This is a genomic window from Streptomyces sp. LUP47B (genome assembly GCF_001746295.1).
Taxonomy (GTDB): domain Bacteria; phylum Actinomycetota; class Actinomycetes; order Streptomycetales; family Streptomycetaceae; genus Streptomyces.
Genome location: NZ_MJAH01000006.1, coordinates 553,333 through 570,754, shown reverse-complemented (window position 1 = coordinate 570,754; position 17,422 = coordinate 553,333). Strand labels below are relative to the sequence as shown.

General features: G+C 72.1%; 15 protein-coding genes. 8 read left to right on the top strand and 7 right to left on the bottom strand.

The features are described 5' to 3' along the window. The first annotated feature begins 45 nt into the window (after nucleotides 1–45). The 4 genes from BFN33_RS20770 (at nucleotide 46) to BFN33_RS20760 (ending at nucleotide 2,897) form a co-directional block, all read left to right on the top strand. Nucleotides 46–1,650 carry an FAD-dependent monooxygenase gene (locus tag BFN33_RS20770; RefSeq protein ID WP_069761565.1) on the top strand — a complete coding sequence of 535 codons (1,605 nt, stop codon included), beginning with the start codon at nucleotides 46–48 and terminating at the stop codon, nucleotides 1,648–1,650. Nucleotides 1,651–1,766: 116 nt separating this feature from the next. Further along, nucleotides 1,767–1,814, top strand: coding sequence for a hypothetical protein (locus BFN33_RS55530; protein ID WP_309506048.1), 48 nt, complete (start codon nucleotides 1,767–1,769; stop codon nucleotides 1,812–1,814). A gap of 76 nt (nucleotides 1,815–1,890) precedes the next feature. Further along, nucleotides 1,891–2,424, top strand: coding sequence for a cysteine dioxygenase (locus BFN33_RS20765; RefSeq protein ID WP_069761564.1), 534 nt, complete (start codon nucleotides 1,891–1,893; stop codon nucleotides 2,422–2,424). Further along, nucleotides 2,421–2,897 (top strand): rhodanese-like domain-containing protein, encoded by a 477-nt coding sequence (locus BFN33_RS20760; protein WP_069761563.1) that lies wholly within the window; start codon nucleotides 2,421–2,423, stop codon nucleotides 2,895–2,897. The genes BFN33_RS20765 and BFN33_RS20760 overlap by 4 nt, the downstream gene beginning before the upstream one ends. A 232-nt stretch (nucleotides 2,898–3,129) precedes the next feature. Here BFN33_RS20760 and recX read toward each other — a convergent pair whose 3' ends face one another. Together recX and recA are read right to left on the bottom strand one after the other, a co-directional pair. After that, nucleotides 3,130–4,104 (bottom strand): recombination regulator RecX, encoded by a 975-nt coding sequence (gene recX, locus BFN33_RS20755; RefSeq protein WP_069761562.1) that lies wholly within the window; start codon nucleotides 4,102–4,104, stop codon nucleotides 3,130–3,132. A 4-nt stretch (nucleotides 4,105–4,108) separates the two neighbouring features. Then, nucleotides 4,109–5,233, bottom strand: a complete 1,125-nt coding sequence (gene recA / locus BFN33_RS20750) for a recombinase RecA (RefSeq protein ID WP_069761561.1) — start codon at nucleotides 5,231–5,233, stop codon at nucleotides 4,109–4,111. Nucleotides 5,234–5,565: 332 nt separating this feature from the next. On the opposite strand from recA, the gene BFN33_RS20745 reads away from it, so the two are divergent. Continuing rightward, the gene (locus BFN33_RS20745) at nucleotides 5,566–5,970 is read left to right on the top strand and encodes a hypothetical protein (protein WP_069761560.1); all 405 of its coding nucleotides are present in this window, start codon (nucleotides 5,566–5,568) and stop codon (nucleotides 5,968–5,970) included. Next, nucleotides 5,970–6,770, top strand: coding sequence for a hypothetical protein (locus BFN33_RS20740; RefSeq protein ID WP_069761559.1), 801 nt, complete (start codon nucleotides 5,970–5,972; stop codon nucleotides 6,768–6,770). The genes BFN33_RS20745 and BFN33_RS20740 overlap by 1 nt, the downstream gene beginning before the upstream one ends. Nucleotides 6,771–6,781: 11 nt before the next feature. Here the strand turns inward: BFN33_RS20740 and BFN33_RS20735 are convergent, their stop codons facing one another. Together BFN33_RS20735 and BFN33_RS20730 are read right to left on the bottom strand one after the other, a co-directional pair. After that, the gene (locus tag BFN33_RS20735) at nucleotides 6,782–8,047 is read right to left on the bottom strand and encodes an AI-2E family transporter (RefSeq protein WP_079140936.1); all 1,266 of its coding nucleotides are present in this window, start codon (nucleotides 8,045–8,047) and stop codon (nucleotides 6,782–6,784) included. 124 nt (nucleotides 8,048–8,171) lie between these two features. After that, nucleotides 8,172–8,366: a DUF3046 domain-containing protein gene (locus BFN33_RS20730; protein ID WP_069761557.1), complete on the bottom strand. Its 195-nt coding sequence runs from the start codon at nucleotides 8,364–8,366 to the stop codon at nucleotides 8,172–8,174. A gap of 80 nt (nucleotides 8,367–8,446) precedes the next feature. Here BFN33_RS20730 and BFN33_RS20725 point away from each other — a divergent pair, with 80 nt between their 5' ends. Next, nucleotides 8,447–9,391, top strand: coding sequence for a hypothetical protein (locus tag BFN33_RS20725; protein ID WP_079140901.1), 945 nt, complete (start codon nucleotides 8,447–8,449; stop codon nucleotides 9,389–9,391). A 701-nt stretch (nucleotides 9,392–10,092) separates the two neighbouring features. On the opposite strand, the gene BFN33_RS20720 is transcribed toward BFN33_RS20725, so the two are convergent. From BFN33_RS20720 to BFN33_RS20710, 3 genes are read right to left on the bottom strand one after another with little or no spacing between them, the layout of a single operon-like run. Beyond that, on the bottom strand, nucleotides 10,093–10,401 hold the full coding sequence (locus BFN33_RS20720) for an AzlD domain-containing protein (protein WP_069761555.1): 309 nt from the start codon (nucleotides 10,399–10,401) through the stop codon (nucleotides 10,093–10,095). Further along, nucleotides 10,398–11,132 (bottom strand): AzlC family ABC transporter permease, encoded by a 735-nt coding sequence (locus BFN33_RS20715; RefSeq protein WP_069761554.1) that lies wholly within the window; start codon nucleotides 11,130–11,132, stop codon nucleotides 10,398–10,400. Before BFN33_RS20715 ends, BFN33_RS20720 begins: the two co-directional genes overlap by 4 nt. A 10-nt stretch (nucleotides 11,133–11,142) precedes the next feature. Next, complete coding sequence (locus BFN33_RS20710) at nucleotides 11,143–11,994, bottom strand: AraC family transcriptional regulator (RefSeq protein WP_069761553.1); 852 nt, start codon at nucleotides 11,992–11,994, stop codon at nucleotides 11,143–11,145. A 177-nt stretch (nucleotides 11,995–12,171) separates the two neighbouring features. Here BFN33_RS20710 and BFN33_RS20705 point away from each other — a divergent pair, with 177 nt between their 5' ends. Beyond that, the gene (locus BFN33_RS20705) at nucleotides 12,172–17,112 is read left to right on the top strand and encodes an ATP-dependent helicase (RefSeq protein WP_069761552.1); all 4,941 of its coding nucleotides are present in this window, start codon (nucleotides 12,172–12,174) and stop codon (nucleotides 17,110–17,112) included. Nucleotides 17,113–17,422: the final 310 nt, after the last annotated feature.

Genomic DNA, 17,422 nt, shown 5'->3' with positions numbered 1-17,422 from the left:
ACATACATCTCCCGGCATTCCGCTGCGGGCAGGGGGCGCCGCGCCGTGGACCCGGTGATCATCGTCGGAGCGGGGCCCGTCGGGCTCACGCTCGCCCTGGCGCTGGCGCGTCAGGAGGTGCCTTCCGTGGTCCTCGACGAGGGTCCTGGCAAGGACGAACCCCGACTGGCCCGGACCGCCGTACTGCACGAGAACACCGCCGCTCTCATGTCGCGGCTGACCGGAGTGCCGGTCGACGAGCTCGGTGTGCACTGGGCCGGATGGCGGTCGATGCGCCGCAAGCAGGTGATGCGCGAGGTCGACTTCGAGGAGGCCGGAGAAGCCCCGCTGCACCTCGCGCAGCACGTCCTGACCGGCGCCCTGCGCGCCGCCCTGGCCGAGCAGCGACTGATCAGGCTCAGCACCGACAGCCGTCTCGACACGATCGAGCAGGAGCCCTCGGGCGTCACCGCCCACACCCGCGGCCCCAAGGCCACCTGGTGGCGCGGCAGTTACCTGGTCGGCTGCGACGGCCCGCGTTCCACCGTGCGCAAGCTCGAGGACATCCGCTTCCCGGGCCGTACGGCGGTCGAGCGCCACGCGGTCGCCGCCCTGCGCGCGGAACTCCCCTGGGAGGACTGGGCGTTGCTCCACCGGATGCCGCCGTGGCGGACGTCGGGACCGTCGGCCGGGGAGATCACCGCCCGCCCGCTCCCCGACGGCGTGTGGCGCCTGGACTGGCTGCTGCCGCCGGGCAAGGACCTGGTCACGCCCGACCTGCTGGTGGCACGCGTCCGGGACACCCTGGCCGGCTGGACGGGCGGCTCGACACCGCCGTACGAACTCCTCGACACCGGAGTCCACACCGTGCACCACCGGCTGGCCCGCCGCTGGCGCGCCGGCCGGGTCTTTCTCGCCGGGGACTCGGCGCACTGCCTCGGGGCGCTCGGCACGCAGGGCCTCGACGAGGGCCTCCAAGACGCCGACAACCTCGCCTGGAAGCTCGCCCTGGCCTGGCACCACGGGTCGCACGAGGCGCTTCTCGACAGCTACCAGACCGAGCGACGCGCGGTCGTCGCCGGACGGCTGCGCGCCGCCGACCAGGCGCTGCCGCTGCTGCGCGGCGGCGGGGGGCTGCGCTCGGTCGTCCCCGGCTCGGCACGCGGTCACGACGCCTTGCTCGCGGACGGTCACCTGGGGCGCGGCCCGCTCGGCGCGCCGGGGGCGTACGCCGACTCGCCCCTCGCACCCCGGCACCTCGAAGGAGAGGTGCCCGTCGACACCCTGCCCGGGTCCGCGGTCGCGGATGTGCGGGTCACCGCCGAGGACGGCTCGTTCGTACGGCTGCGGGAGCGCCTGGGCCGCGGCGCGCTGCTGGTCGTACTGGTCGCGCCGGGCACCGGCGTGTGGGAGCGCAAGCACTGGGTGACCGCCGGAATCATGCCCCGTCTGGCCGCGTCGGTGACCGCGCTGCCGCACCACGCCGAACTCCTGGTCGCCGAGGAGTACCCGGGCGCGGCCCCGCACACGGTCCTTCTCGTACGGCCCGACGGCCATCTCGTCACCGCGCTGAGCGGAGTCCGACCGGCCGACCTGTACTCGGCGGCGGAGACGGCGCTCGGCGGGCCGCCCGCGAAGGCCGAGGCGAACGCGGGGGCCGGCTCGCGCTGACATGCTCACCGTCACTGTGCGTCCACATAGTGACGGTGAGTTGAAACGCCGCGGGCCCTCATGGTGTACTCCGGATCGTGACCGACACCTGTGTGCGCCTGTGGCGGAGGGTCCATATGGACCTCGTCCGCTATGCGGGCTGCGTGTGTCGCCCGTCCTGCTGAATTCGCCTCTTCACTTTCCCGCGTGCCGTGCCTGTGCCACGGCACGCCCTCGCGAACTCTTCTCAGGACGGTGTCCGTGTCTGCCTCCCCCGCGTTCCCCTCGGTGGCCTCCGTCGCGCCGCCCACCCAGGCCGACCTCCTCGACTTCGTACGGCGCACCGCCGCCGACGCCGAGCTGATCGACTCGCTCCCCCTCGACCCGGAGGGCCGCACCTGGGTGCGCCTGGAGGGGCCCGGCGGCAGTGAGGCCTGGCTGATCGGCTGGCCGCCCGGCACCGGCACCGGCTGGCACGACCACGCCGAGTCGGTCGGCGCCTTCACCATCGCCGCCGGGGAGCTCAAGGAGAACTCCCTCGCCGCCCGGCTGCCCGCCGACGGCTGGAAGACCCTCGAACTCTCCGAGGACGTGGACCGCGAGCGACGACTGCCGGCCGGCAAGGGCCGCTCGTTCGGACAGCACCACGTCCACGAGGTCCTCAACGAGTCCACCGAGGTCCACGCGATCTCCGTGCACGCCTACTACCCGCCCCTCCCCCAGATCCGCCGCTACAGCCGCACGGGCCAGATCCTCCGGCTGGAGCACGTGGAGCGGCCGGAGGACTGGCAGTGAGCGCCCCGCCTGTCGGTCGTACGGCCGAACAGCCGCCCGGCATCGACGAGTTGCTGGAGCGGGTGCGCGCGGGCTACGAGCGGGTCGGAGCCCAGGAGGGGTTTGACGCCGTCCAGGCCGGTGAGGCCCTGCTGGTGGACATCCGTTACGCGGCCCTGCGCGAGCGCGACGGGCTGATCCCGGGTGCCCTGGTCGTCGAGCGCAACGAGCTGGAGTGGCGCCTCGACCCGCGGGGCAGCCACCGTCTCCCCGAGGCCATGGGCCACGATCTGCGGGTCGTGGTGGTGTGCGACGAGGGGTACGCCTCCAGCCTGGCGGCGGAGTCCCTGCACCGGCTGGGGCTGCGCCGGGCCACCGATCTGGTCGGCGGTTTCCAGGCCTGGCGGGCGGCGGGGCTGCCGGTCACCGCCCGGGCCGTCGGGACGGCGGCTCCTGGAGTGCCGGGACGTCAGCCGACGCCGGGCGGGCAGTAAGGGCGGGACCGGGTCCGTGGTCCGCTCGGTGGCAGGGCGCACCTGGTTGTTCACGATCTTTTCGCCGTCCTCGTCGCACAGCGGGGCGACGATGCCGGTGACGGCCGGCTCTCCCCGCTGCCCACCGGGGGAGACCCGGTCCTGACCGGTGATGCTCCCCCTCGCGCGGGGCATAGCCCGTTTCCGACCCGGCGTCACGACGCTCAGGCCCTGTTCCTGAAACTCCCCGGTCTCAGAACCCCTCGTCGCCGAGGAACTCCGTCTCCTCGCCCTCCTCCTCCAGCGCCTGCCGGACCACCCGCAGGGCCATGCCCTCGGGGTAGCCCTTGCGGGCGAGCATGCCGGCGAGGCGGCGCAGTCGCTTGTCGCGGTCGAGGCCGCGCGTCGCGCGCAGCTTGCGGTCGACGAGTTCGCGGGCCGTCGCCTCCTCCTGCTCGGAGTCGAGCTGCGAGACGGCCGCGTCGATCAGCGTGGAGTCGACGCCCTTGGTCCGCAGTTCCTGGACGAGCGCCCGCCGGGCGAGCCCCCGGCCGTGGTGCCGGGACTCCACCCAGGCGTCCGCGAATGCGCTGTCGTTGATCAGTCCGACCTCCTCGAACCGCGACAGCACCTCCTCGGCGGCGTCGTCCGGGATCTCCCGCTTGCGCAGGGCGTCGGCCAGTTGCTTCCGCGTGCGCGGGGTCCCGGTGAGCAGGCGCAGGCAGATCGCCCGCGCCCGCTCCACCGGGTCCGCCGGAGGCTCCCCCTTCTCGGCCCTCGACAAGGAGAGGCCGCCTCCGTCCTCGCCGGGCGACTCCCCGAAGCCGCGGCGACGCTGCCGCCGACCCCGGGAACCGCCCGGGGCTTGACCGCCCCGGCGCGAGCCCCGGCCGAACGTCCCGGAACCACGCGCCGCCCCGTCACCGGACTCGTCGCCGCTCGGCCCACCGTCGCCGTACGTCCCGCCGCGGTGGGACCGACCGGCCCCGTACGTCAGGTCATCGCCGCCCGTCCCCTCGACGCCGTACGACGTCGCGTGGCCGTATCCCCCGTCCGCGCCGCCCAGCGGCTCGTCGCCGATCCGCCCCATGCCGTACGACACCGAGCGGCCGTGTCCCCCCTCCGCACCGTCCCTGCCGCCGCCCGGCCCGGCAGAACCCCCGTCACCCTTTCCGCCCCACCCTCGCGGGGCGTCCTCGTACTCGGCCCAGTCGGTTCGCCGTGTCACAGGATCAGCTCTTGGCGGCCGGAGCCTTGGCCTTCGTCGCCTTCGCAGCCGCCGTAGCCGGCACCTTCGCGGCGTCGTCCGCGGCAGCGGACACAGCGGCATCCGCACCCGGCTCGGCGGTCGGCTCCTGGGGCCGCACGCCGACGCCCAGCTTCTCCAAGATCTTCTTCTCGATCTCGTTGGCCAGGTCGGGGTTGTCCTTCAGGAAGTTGCGCGCGTTCTCCTTGCCCTGGCCGAGCTGGTCGCCCTCGTACGTGTACCAGGCGCCGGCCTTGCGGACGAAGCCGTGCTCCACGCCCATGTCGATCAGACCGCCCTCGCGGCTGATGCCGTGCCCGTAGAGGATGTCGAACTCGGCCTGCTTGAAGGGCGGCGCGACCTTGTTCTTGACGACCTTGACGCGGGTGCGGTTGCCGACCGCGTCCGTACCGTCCTTCAGGGTCTCGATGCGGCGGATGTCGAGCCGCACCGAGGCATAGAACTTCAGCGCTCGGCCACCGGTCGTGGTCTCCGGGGAGCCGAACATCACGCCGATCTTCTCGCGGAGCTGGTTGATGAAGATCGCGGTGGTCTTGGACTGGTTGAGCGCGCTGGTGATCTTCCGCAGGGCCTGGCTCATCAGACGGGCCTGCAGACCGACGTGGCTGTCGCCCATCTCGCCCTCGATCTCCGCGCGCGGGACGAGCGCGGCGACGGAGTCGATGACGATGAGGTCGAGGGCGCCGGAGCGGACCAGCATGTCCACGATCTCCAGAGCCTGCTCGCCGTTGTCCGGCTGGGACAGGATCAGGTTGTCGATGTCGACGCCGAGCTTCTTCGCGTACTCGGGGTCGAGGGCGTGCTCCGCGTCCACGAAGGCGACCTGGCCGCCGGCCTTCTGGGCGTTGGCCACCGCGTGCAACGTCAGGGTCGTCTTACCGGAGGACTCCGGTCCGTACACCTCCACCACCCGGCCACGCGGCAGGCCGCCGACGCCGAGGGCGACGTCGAGTGCGGTCGACCCGGTGGGGATGACCTCGATGGGCTCGTTCGGCCGCTCGCCCAGGCGCATCACGGCACCCTTGCCGAACTGCCGTTCAATCTGTGCGAGCGCGGCGTCGAGCGCCTTCTCGCGGTCGGTTCCTGCCATGGGTTCCACCCGATTTGCTTGAGTCGATCGCTTCACGTCAAAGACGCTAACGCCTGCCACTGACAATGCGTCCCGACGCCCGTCCAGCCTGTGGATAACTAGGGCGCTTCTCCATGCAAACCATGCCGAAACGCCCGCCGTTGACTTCGCCGGAACTTCCATAAGAATGGATGTTCGATTTTCGTGTCAAGCGCACCACACGGCACCCGGGTCACTTCCTGTGGCACGCTCCGGCGGCTTCCTCCGCCGCGCTCCGGCTACTTCCCGCGGCGTACTTCAGGTGCCTTCGGCGGTACGACGACCGGGCTGGCCGTTCTCGCCAGTCTGATGCCATGAAGACCGCGACGAGCGCCTCAGAGACCACCCGGAACGACACCGGCACGGCACGTCCTCCCGCCGTCGTCACGACCCTGTCCGCGTTGCTCCTGCTGGCCGCGTCCATCGCCGGCCAGATCGCCGCGGGAGCGGACTATCCCGCCGTCCCGCCCGGACTCGTCATCCCGCTCGTGGTGGCAGGGCTGGTGGCCTGGCGCACAAACCGGTGGACGACCGGTCTCGCCCTCGGTGCGGGCCTGTTCATCGGCATGGGCGCGATCCTGACCCCGAACACCGGCGACCACCTCTCCTCGGGTGACACCGCGCTCATCGCCTCGACCGCAGCCCAACTCGTCGCGCTCGCCACCCTGGTGATCGCCGGGGCCGCGGCCACCCTGGCCCGGAAGGGAACAGGGCACTGATGGACCCGGTCCCGACGGAAGCGCCCGCGGCGCCTGCACGGACGTCGGTGCCGCGGGCCCGCGACGGACGCCGCGTGGAGCGTCTCTGCCACGCCACCGGTGTCCTCCTGGTCCTCTCCGGGCTCGCGCACCTGGTGGTGTTCGCCGTGGACGGCGGCCCCTGGGACGGGCCGGTCTCCTGGCGCAAGCCGGTGACGTTCGGGGTGTCCTTCGGGGTGACCCTGATCGCGGTCGCCTGGGTCACGTCGTATCTGCGTGTCGGACCCCGGCTGCGCGCCCTGCTGCTCGCGGTCTTCGCGGCCGACTGTGTGGTGGAGGTCGGCGGCATCACCCTCCAGGCGTGGCGCGGGGTGCCCTCGCACCTCGACATGGAGACGCCCTTCGACACGGCGGTGTCCATGACGCTCGCGGTGGGCGGCGGTGTCCTGGTGGTGCTGCTGACGGTCTTCGCGGTCGACTCCTTCCGTCACCGGCCCTCGGGCCCGGCGGGGATGGACCTCGCGGTGCGGTCCGGGTTCGCGATCCTGCTCGTCGCGCTCGCCTCGGGTGCCGCGATGATCGCGCGCGGTGTCGTCCTCACCCGCACCGGCCACCAGGAGGCGGCCTACCACTCGACCGCCCCGCTCAAGCCACTGCACGGCGTGAGCCTGCACGCGGTCCTGGTCCTGCCCGCGCTGGTCTGGCTGCTGTCCCGCACGCCCTGGAGCGAACCGCTACGGCGACGGATCCTGTACGCGGCGATCGGCTGCTACGTCACAGCCGTCATCGTCGCCGGGGTGTGGGCCGCCCTCGCCTACTGAGCCCGGCGCCCTCAGGACGAGCCGTCACCGTCACCGTCGCCCGATGCCTGGGTTCCTGGCCGCCGCCGCTCCCACAGCGCACGCACGCGCGTGGCCGGTGAGGGCCCCTCGCCCCGCTTCCGGTGCCCATGGACGCGGGGGTCGTCGGTGACGTCGTACCGCTTCACGTACGCCCCCAGGAACGCCTGCAGCGTGGCGACCGCCGGGATGGCGATCAGGGCGCCGACCGCGCCGAGGAGGGCGGTGCCCGCGATGACCGAGCCGAAGGCGACCGCGGGGTGGATGTCGACGGTCTTCGAAGTCAGCTTGGGCTGCAGCACGTAGTTCTCGAACTGCTGGTAGATCACCACGAAGACCAGCACCCACAGCGCGTACCAGGGATTGACCGTGAAGGCGATCAGCATGGGCAGGGCGCCCGCGAGATAGGTGCCGATGGTCGGGATGAACTGGGAGACCAGGCCGACCCAGACGGCGAGCACGGGCGCGTACGGCACGTCCAGGGCCTGGAGCAGGATGAAGTGCGCGACTCCGGAGACGAGGGCCATCAGACCGCGCGAGTAGATGTAGCCGCCGGTCTTGTCCACGGCGATCTCCCACGCGCGCAGCACCTCGGTCTGGCGGGCGGGCGGCAGGACGGAGCAGATCGCGCGGCGCAGTCGCGGGCCGTCCGCCGCGAAGTAGAACGAGAACAGCCCGATCGTCAGCAACTGGAAGAGCCCGCCGAGGACCTGGGCGGAGACGTCCAGGACGCCGGTGGCGCTGTTCTGCACGTAGTTGCGCAGCCAGTCGGAGCGCAGCAGGCCCTCCTGGACGTCCACCCGCTTCAGATCGGTGTGGAAGTGTCCGTTGATCCAGGCGATGACGGAGTCGAGGTAGTCCGGGAAGTCCTCGACGATCTTGATGATCTGGCCCGCGAGCATGGAACCGAGCAGCGTGACGAAGCCGGCGGCCACGATCAGCACCGCGAAGAAGACGAAGAAAGCCGCGAGCCCCCTGCGCATGCCGCGCGCCGCCATCTTGCTCACCGCGGGTTCGATGGCCAGGGCCAGGAAGAACGCGATGAGAATGTTGGTGAGCAGGCCTATCAGCTGGTGGAAGGCCCAACTGCCGAGCTGGAACACGGCGATGAGGGCGAGCGCGAGCACCATGGCGCGCGGCAGCCAGCGCGGCATGCGGGCGTTCGGCCCGGCGCCGTCGGCCGGGGGCCGGGTGGGCGGCGTCGTGCCGAGCGGAGATGCGTGCTGGGCTGCCTGCCCGGACTCGTCAGTGGGTGCCACGGAGCAAGTCTCGCCCACGCGACTGACAATCGGCGCCGTCCTGCGATCTTCGTGACCGGTCAGTGCCTGTTTCGTGAGATGTTCACGCCCGATCGGCACTTCTTCTCGGAACGTCCACGCCGCCTCAGTGTCTCTCGGCCGGAACGTTCATGACGGTGCAGACCACGCGCCACACGTCCTTGGCGTCCCAGCCGGCGTCCAGCGCCTCGTGCACCGTGCGCCCGCCGAGCTCCGTCATCACGTGATCGCGCGCGAAGGTGTCGGCGTACCCCGGACCGAAGTGTTCCGCCATCCGCTGCCAGAAGACCGTCAACCGCATGACTCCAGTATCCCGCCCCTGAGGGTGGGCCTCGGCCGGGACCGCTTACCGAGAACGCTTTCCGTCCTACGGTCTGACGCATGCCCGAAACAGGAGCTTCCCCACTCCCCCAGACGCCACCGGCGCACTCCCCGCTCTTCCGCGCCGAGCACCTTGTCTGGCTCACCGCGCGCGTGCTGGAACAGCGTCTGTTCGCGTACCACTTCCTGAACGCCGGCCCCGATCCGGTGGAGACGGCCCTGGAGGCGTACCGCAACGCCGACGGTGGGTACGGTCACGCGCTGGAGCCCGATCTGCGGGGTCCGGTCAGCCAGCCCCTGCACACCGGTCACGCCCTGCGGGTCCTGGACGCCGTCGGACGCTGCGGCGGACAGCGCGTGGAGCGCGTGTGCCGGTATCTGACCTCCGTGTCCACTCCGGACGGCGCCCTGCCGGCGGTCACTCCCGTCCAGCGCGGCTATCCGACGGCCCCCTTCATGCCGGTCGTGGACGGCCCGCCGAGCGATCTGCTCACCACCGGTCCCGTGGTCGGTCTGCTGCACCGCAATGACGTGTGGCACGCCTGGCTGTTCCGGGCCACGGACTTCTGCTGGCAGGCGGTGGAGTCCCTCCAGGTGTCCCACCCGCATGAGATCCAGGCCGCCGTGACCTTCCTGGACTCCGTACCCGACCGCCCGCGCGCGGAGGCGGCCGCCGACCGTCTCGGCCGACTGGTGCGCGAGCAACGTCTGGCCGCGCTGGACCCCTCGAACCTCGAGGCGTTCCCCGTCTCCCCCGGTTACGGCCCGGCCGAGCACCACTTCCCGCACGACTACGCGAAGACGCCGGGCTCCCTCGCGCGCGCGTGGTTCACCGACACCGAGATGTCCCGATCGCTGGACCACCTCGCCGCCGAGCAGCAGGAGGACGGCGGCTGGCCGGTCCGCCGACGCCAGTGGGCACCGTCCACGGCCCTCGAAGCGCGCCCCATGGCGACGATCGAGGCCCTGCGCACACTGCGGGCGTACGGCCGCGAGGTGGGCTGAGCCGCTCCAGAGGGCAGATTCCGGCCTGGGCGACGACCGCGTCGAGGCGTCCCAGCTCCGCCACGCCGTACGACGGCCACACCAGCACGCACCTGACGGCGACGTCTCAGGTCCCTGAGCTCCGAACCTCCGCCGTCACATCCGCATGGCCGAAACTTCCCCTGCGACGGACCCGATGGCCCGGAACCCCGCCGCCATCGCCCTCCATGTCCGGACGTCCACCGCAGCGCAAGTACGGCCGACTCCCGCCGTCAGGCCGCATGGGCCGAGCTGCGCCGCCACAACCCCATGACCCAACCTCCGCCACCACGATCCTCCATGTCCGGACCCCCGCCGCAGCACCCGCATGGCCGACTCCCGCCATCAGGCCCCATGGACCGAGCTCCGCCGCCACAACCACATGACCCAACCTCCGCCACCACGACCCTCCGTGGCCGGACGTCCACCTCAGCACCCGCAGGGCCGCCCCCGGCCGTCAGGCCGCATGAGCATCCGAGCTCCACCGCCACGCCCCTCCATGGTCGGACCTCCACCGCCACGCCCCCATGGCCGGACCCCCACCGGCCACGGACCCGATGGGCCGGACCCCCGCCGCCCCCCATAACCCCATGACCCCTGACCCCTGACCCCAGCCTCCACCGCCACGCCCGCACGGCCGAGCCCCGCCGCAACGACCCTCCATGGCCCACCCTCCACCGCCGTCACCCCCCGACGGCCCGCACCCCCGCCGTCACGACCACTGCGGCCGCTACCACGAGCAGGAACGGCGCCCGCAGGAGCAGTGCGACGGCGGCCGCGGCAAGCCCCGCGGCCCGGGCGTCGAGCACCGGCACCCGCCCGTCGGCGAAGGTCTGCTGCGCGGTGAGCGCGGCCAGTAGCGCCACCGGCAGCAATGCGGCAAGGCGCCTCACCAGAGGCCGATCGAGAATTCCGGCGGGCACGAGCAGCCCGAGGAGCTTGACGGCGTAACAACCGAGAGCGGTGGCGCCGATGGCGATCCAGACGTTCACCGTCCCTCCTCCCCTCGCGCCCGCTCACGACGTCCTCGCACCCACAGGACAAGAGGCGCGGCAAGAGCGGCCGCCAGCACCGGCACCCCGGCGGGCAGCACAGGAAGCAGCCCGAGCCCCAGCAGCACGGCGAGCCCGGCCACAACCCGCTCGGTGCCGCTCTTCACCATGGGCGCCAGAAGGGCCAGAAAGACGGCGGGCCCGGCCGCGTCCAGCCCCCACGCACGGGTGTCCCCGATCGCGTCGGCCCCCAAGGCTCCCAGCAAGGTCGTCAGATTCCACAGCACGTACAGACTCAGCCCCGTGACGGCGAACCCGATGCGCGCACTGCGCCGCGTGGGCTGAGCCAGCGAGACAGCCGCCGTCTCGTCGATGACCCACTGGGCGGCAAAGGGACGCAGCACGCGCGGGAGGGCGAGCAACTGCGACAGCCGCAGCCCGTAGAAGGCGTTGCGCGCCCCCAGGAAGAAGGCCCCGGCGACCGCTGCAACATCGCCTCCGCCGGCCGCGAGCGCTCCTACGAGCGCGAACTGGGACGCACCGGTGAACACCAGGAGGCTCAGCGCACAGGTCTGCGTCAGCGTGAGCCCGCTGCCGGCCGAAGTCACCCCGAAGGCGAACCCGGACAGTCCGACGGCCACCCCGACCCCGAGGGCGTCCCGTACGACGGAGGCGTCCGGCCTGCCTCCATCGGCGTGCGTATCTGTGAGCGCTGTCTGTTCTTCTGCCACGCCTCGGACGCTAGGAGCAACCGCCCGGGCGGTCTTGTACGTTCTTGCGCTCCCGCTGATAGGCCCCCGGAGGCACACCCACGATCCGTGTGAAATGCCGGTTCAGATGAGACTGGTCCGTAAACCCCACTTCGACGGCGGCCGAGGCCGGGCCGGCCCCCGCATCCAGCAACCGCCGAGCCCGCCGCACCCGGGCATTGGTCAGCCAGGTGTGCGGCGGCATCCCGTAGACACCCCGAAAAGCACGCAGCAACGCGAAGGGACCGACCCCGAGATCAGCGGCCAGCTGCTCCAGAGTCGGCGGCGCGGCCATCCGCTCCTCCAGCACGGCACGCGCGCGTACAGCGATCCGAGCGCCCGCGCTCCGCACATCCCGTTGCGGCAACGTCCCGCCGTTCACCCGCAGCAACCGCGTCACGGCGACCCGCAACAACGTGTCGGCGGCCAGCGCGTTGCCCTCATCCGCGGCCCGCAGAACCTGATGCACCAACCCCACCGCATACGGATCGTCGAGCACCGGCCGCACGAATCCGGGCGTGCCCCGCAGCGAAGTGGTCTCAGCCGCGATGCCGGCCACCACCTCGGGCGACGGATACACGGCCCCGTACCGCCATCCCTCAGGGACCCCAGCCCGCCCCGTATGAGCCGTGTCGGGGTTGACCAGCGCAAGGGCACCGGCCCCCGCGTACTGATCGGCCCCCCGATGATGAAAGACCTCCACCCCGTCCGCGATGGCGGCGATCACAAAGTGCTCATGCGTATGCCGCACGAACGTCTTCCGCACATACCGGGCTCGCAGCAGGTCAACGTCGGGCAACTCGGCATACCGCCAGTGCCGCGCCCGCTCCCCGAAACCCGCCATGCGTCCATTGTCACGCGGTGCCCCGCGCCCTGAGTGGATCAAGGCAGCGAGGACGGGCACCCCCACCGTCGCCGCGGGCATCATCGCCGGTCAACCGCCGCAGGCGTCCCCCGCTCAACCACTGGGGGCAACCCGCAGATCAGGGGCATTGTCAGTCCCGGGGTGCAGGATGGACGCATGGTCAGCCCAGCACACCGAGCCCTGAACGGCTTCTCACCCGCCACCCGCGGATGGTTCACGGGTGCCTTCGACGCGCCCACCACCGCCCAGGCCGGCGCGTGGCAGGCCATCGCAGAGGGCTCGGACGTACTCGTCGTCGCCCCTACCGGCTCCGGCAAGACCCTGGCCGCCTTCCTCGCCGCCCTGGACCAGCTGGCCTCCACACCCCCACCCGCGGACCCCAAGAAGCGCTGCCGAGTCCTGTACGTCTCTCCCCTCAAGGCGCTCGCCGTCGACGTGGAGCGCAACCTCCGCAGCCCCCTCACCGGCATCCGCCAGGAATCCGTCCGCCTCGGCCTCCCCGAGCCCGAGGTCAAGGTGGGCATCCGCTCCGGCGACACCCCTCCAGCCGAGCGCCGAGCCCTCTCCACCCGTCCTCCGGACATCCTGATCACCACCCCGGAATCCCTGTTCCTGATGCTGACGTCGGCGACCCGCGACGCGCTGACCGGCATCGAGACGGTGATCCTCGACGAGGTCCACGCCGTGGCCGGCACCAAGCGCGGGGCACACCTGGCCCTCTCCCTGGAGCGCCTCGACGAACTCCTCCCGAAGCCGGCCCGCCGCATCGGCCTCTCCGCCACGGTCCGCCCGGTGGACGAGATCGCGCGCTACCTCTCCCCCCAGCGCAAGGTGGAGATCGTTCAGCCGAAGTCCGGCAAGGAGTTCGACCTCTCGGTCGTGGTCCCGGTGGAAGACCTCGGCGAACTGGGCGGATCCCCGGTCGCCGAGGGCAACGAAGGCGCGGAACGCCCCTCCATCTGGCCCCATGTGGAGGAGCGCATCGCCGACCTCGTCCAGTCCCACCGCTCCACGATCGTCTTCGCGAACTCCCGCCGCCTCGCGGAACGCCTCTGCAACCGCCTCAACGAGATCGCCTACGAGCGTGCCACCGGTGAGCCCCTGGACGAACACCACGCCCCGGCCGAACTCATGGGTGGTTCAGGCGCGGCCCAGGGCGCACCCCAGGTCATCGCCCGCGCCCATCACGGCTCGGTCTCCAAGGAGCAGCGCGCCCTGGTCGAGGAGGACCTCAAAGCGGGCCGCCTCCCCGCCGTGGTGGCCACCTCCAGCCTGGAACTCGGCATCGACATGGGCGCGGTGGACCTCGTCATCCAGGTCGAGTCGCCCCCGTCCGTGGCCTCCGGCCTGCAACGCGTCGGCCGCGCCGGCCACCAGGTCGGCGCAGTCTCCACCGGCGTGGTCTTCCCGAAGTACCGGGGCGACCTGGTCCAGGCAGCGGTCGTCACGGAACGCATGCGCACCGGCTCCATCGAGTCCCTCAAGGTCCCCGCCAACCCCTTGGACGTCCTCGCCCAGCAGGTCGTCGCGATGACCGCGATGGACACCTGGCAGCTCGACGACCTCCTCGCCACGGTCCGAAGGGCGGCCCCGTTCGCCGCCCTCCCCGAGTCCGCCTTCACCGCGGTCCTCGACATGCTCGCCGGCCGCTACCCCTCCGACGCCTTCGCCGAACTGCGCCCGCGCGTGGTCTGGGACCGCATCGCCGGCACCATCACCGGCCGTCCCGGCGCCCAGCGCCTCGCCGTCACCTCCGGCGGCACCATTCCCGACCGCGGCCTCTTCGGCGTCTTCCTGGCCGGCTCCGACCCCAAGAAGGGAGGCGGAAGGGTCGGCGAACTCGACGAGGAGATGGTCTACGAGTCCCGCGTCGGTGACGTCTTCACGCTCGGCACCAGCTCCTGGCGCATCGAGGACATCACCCGCGACCGCGTCCTGGTCTCCCCCGCCCCCGGCGTCCCCGGCAGGCTCCCCTTCTGGAAGGGCGACCAGCTGGGCCGTCCCCTCGAACTGGGCCGCGCGGTGGGCGCGTTCCTCCGCGAGGTCGGCTCCCTGTCCAAGGAGGACGCCCGCCTGCGACTCCTTGCCGCGGGCCTGGACGCGTGGGCGGCGGACAACGTCCTGTCCTACCTGGACGAGCAGCGCGAGGCCTGCGGCCACGTCCCCGACGACCGCACCATCGTCGTGGAGCGTTTCCGCGACGAACTCGGTGACTGGCGGGTCGTCGTCCACTCCCCCTTCGGCGCCCAGGTCCACGCCCCCTGGGCCCTCGCCCTCGGCGCCAAGCTCTCCGAGCGCTACGGCATGGACGCCCAGGTCATGCACGCCGACGACGGCATCGTCCTTCGGCTGCCCGACGCCGACATGATGAGCCTGGACCTCCTCGACCGGGAGCCGACCAGGAGCGGCACGGAGTACGACGCCGAACAGGCTCCGGTGGGCGCCGCGGACGTCGTCTTCGACAAGGGCGAGGTCAACCAGGTCGTCACCGACCAGGTCGGCGGCTCGGCCCTGTTCGCCTCCCGCTTCCGCGAGTGCGCCGCCCGCGCGCTCCTGCTGCCACGCCGCAACCCCGGCAAGCGCACCCCCCTGTGGCAGCAACGCCAGCGGGCCTCCCAACTGCTCCAGGTGGCGAGCGAGTTCGGTTCGTTCCCCATCGTCCTGGAGGCGGTACGCGAATGCCTCCAGGACGTCTTCGACGTCCCCGGCCTCGTCGAGCTGATGGGTGACCTGGAATCCCGCAGGGTCCGCCTGGTCGAGGTCACCACTCCCGAGCCCTCCCCCTTCGCCCGCTCCCTGCTTTTCGGCTACGTCGCCCAGTTCCTCTACGAAGGAGACTCGCCGCTCGCCGAGCGCCGCGCGGCGGCCCTGTCGCTGGATTCCCGTCTGCTGGCCGAGCTGCTCGGCCAGGCGGAGCTGCGCGAGCTGCTCGACGCCGAGGTGCTGACCGAGCTGGAGCGGGAGCTCCAGTGGCTCACCGAGGACCGCCGCGTGAAGGACGCCGAGGGCGTCGCGGACATCCTCCGTGTCCTCGGCCCGCTCACGGACGCCGAGCTGGCCGAGCGGGGCGCCGAGCCGCAGTGGGCGCAGGAGCTCGCAGGAGCCCGCCGCGCGATCAAGGTCCGTGTCGCCGGCGCCGACCACTGGGCGGCGATCGAGGACGCGGGCCGCCTGCGCGACGCGCTCGGCACAGCGCTGCCGGTCGGCGTCCCGGAGGCCTTCACCGAGCCGGTCAAGGATCCCCTCGGTGACCTCCTCGCGCGCTACGCCCGTACTCACGGCCCCTTCACCTCGGCGACGGTCGCCGCCCGCTTCGGGCTGGGCACGGCGGTCACGGAAGGCGCGTTGCAGCGCCTGGCGGCGAGCGGACGGGTCGTACAGGGCGAGTTCCACCCGGCGGGCATCGGCCAGGAGTGGTGCGACGCCACGGTGCTCCGCCGTCTTCGCCGCCGCTCCCTGGCGGCCCTGCGCCACGAACTCGAACCGGTGCCGCCACCGGCCCTCGCCCAGTTCCTGCCGCAGTGGCAGCACATCGGCAAGGGCCATTCCCTGCGCGGCATCGACGGACTGGTGCGTGCCGTCGAGCAGTTGCAGGGCGCGTCCGTGCCCGCCTCCGCCCTGGAGAAGCTCGTCCTGCCGTCACGCGTCACGAACTACACCCAGGCCATGCTCGACGAGCTCACCGCCGCCGGAGAGATCGTGTGGGCCGGGGCGGGCGCCCTGCCCGGAAAGGACGGCTGGGTCTCCCTGTACCTGGCGGACGCGGCCCCCCTCCTGTTGCCACCGCCCCACCCTCTGGAGCTGACGGCGCTGCACCAGTCCGTCCTGGACGCCCTCACCGGTGGCTACGGCCTGTTCTTCCGCCAGATCGCCGACCAGGTGCGCGCCACCACCCACCCCGACGCCACCGATCCCCAACTGGCCGACGCCGTATGGGACCTGGCCTGGTCCGGGCGGCTCACCAACGACACCCTCACCCCCATGCGCTCCCTCCTGGGCTCCGGTCGCACCGCCGGCTCCACCGCTCACCGCGCCAAACGCACGATCCCCCGCGGCCGCTACGGCTCCCTCACGGCCGCGGCCCGCCCCGCCTCCCGCACCGGCCCGCCGACCGTCGCCGGCCGCTGGTCGCTGCTCCCGGCACGCGAGGCCGATCCGACCGTGCGCGCCCATGCCCTGGCCCGCACTCTCCTCGACCGGCATGGCGTGGTCACCCGGGGGGCCGTCTCGGCGGAAGGCGTGGAGGGCGGCTTCTCGGCGACGTACCGCATCCTCTCCGCCTTCGAGGACAGCGGCCAGGCCCGCCGAGGCTACGTCGTGGAGGGCCTCGGCGCAGCCCAGTTCGCCATGGACGGCGCGGTCGACCGTCTCCGCGCGGTATCCAACGCCCGCGACCGCGGGGAGCCGGTGCCGGACAGCGGCACTCCCGACATCTGGGATTCCGGCTCGGTACCCGAAACCCCCAACGGCCTCGCACAAGGCGACCTCGCGAACGAGGACTGGGACTGGACCCGCGCCTTCGACAACCCCGACGGCCCCGGCCCCGGATCAGGCCCCGACTTCACCGCCGGTTCCCCGTCCCCCGCATCCCGCGACGAGTACATCTCACCGCGCGACTACCCGCCCCAGCCCACCCCCCAGCACTGGCAAGCCACCCCCGGATACGGATCCAGCTTCGGCAGTCGCAGGAACAACTCATCCGACGCCTCCCGAGCCGTGGTCCTCGCCGCCGCCGACCCCGCCAACGCCTACGGCGCCGCCCTGCCCTGGCCCGATCCACCGACCGAGGCCGGCCACAAGCCGGGCCGCAAGGCGGGCTCCCTCGTGGTCCTCGTGGACGGCGAGCTCACGCTCTACATGGAGCGGGGCGGCAAGACCCTCCTGGCCTGGCCCTCCGCCCCCGACACCACACCCACCGACGACCCCCGCCTGCACACAGCGGCGGAGTCGCTCGCCGCGGCCGCCAAGGCCGGTTCCCTCGGCACGGTCACGGTGGAACGCATCAACGGCACCTCGGCCCTGACCTCCCCCCTGGGCACCCTCCTGGAAACAGCGGGCTTCATCGCCACCCCTCGCGGACTGCGCCTGCGCGCATGACGGCCTTCTCCACCCCCGCGGCCGTCGACAGCGAGCACGCCCGAGCCACCGGACGCGACGACGACACCCCCACGGGTGGCGCAGGTGAACCGAACCGACCGAAGGCAAAGCCACCACGCACACCCGCTCCACCCCCGCTCGCCCCGCCCCCATGCCACGCGCGGCCTACGCCTACGCGCATGACGACCCTCTCTCCGCCCGCGGCCGCCAAGCCACCGCCACCCACCCCGCCCCCGCCAACCTCAGCACACCCGAGCCGCCCGGACGTGAAGACGACACCCGCACGCGGTGTCCGCGTGTAACCGACCGA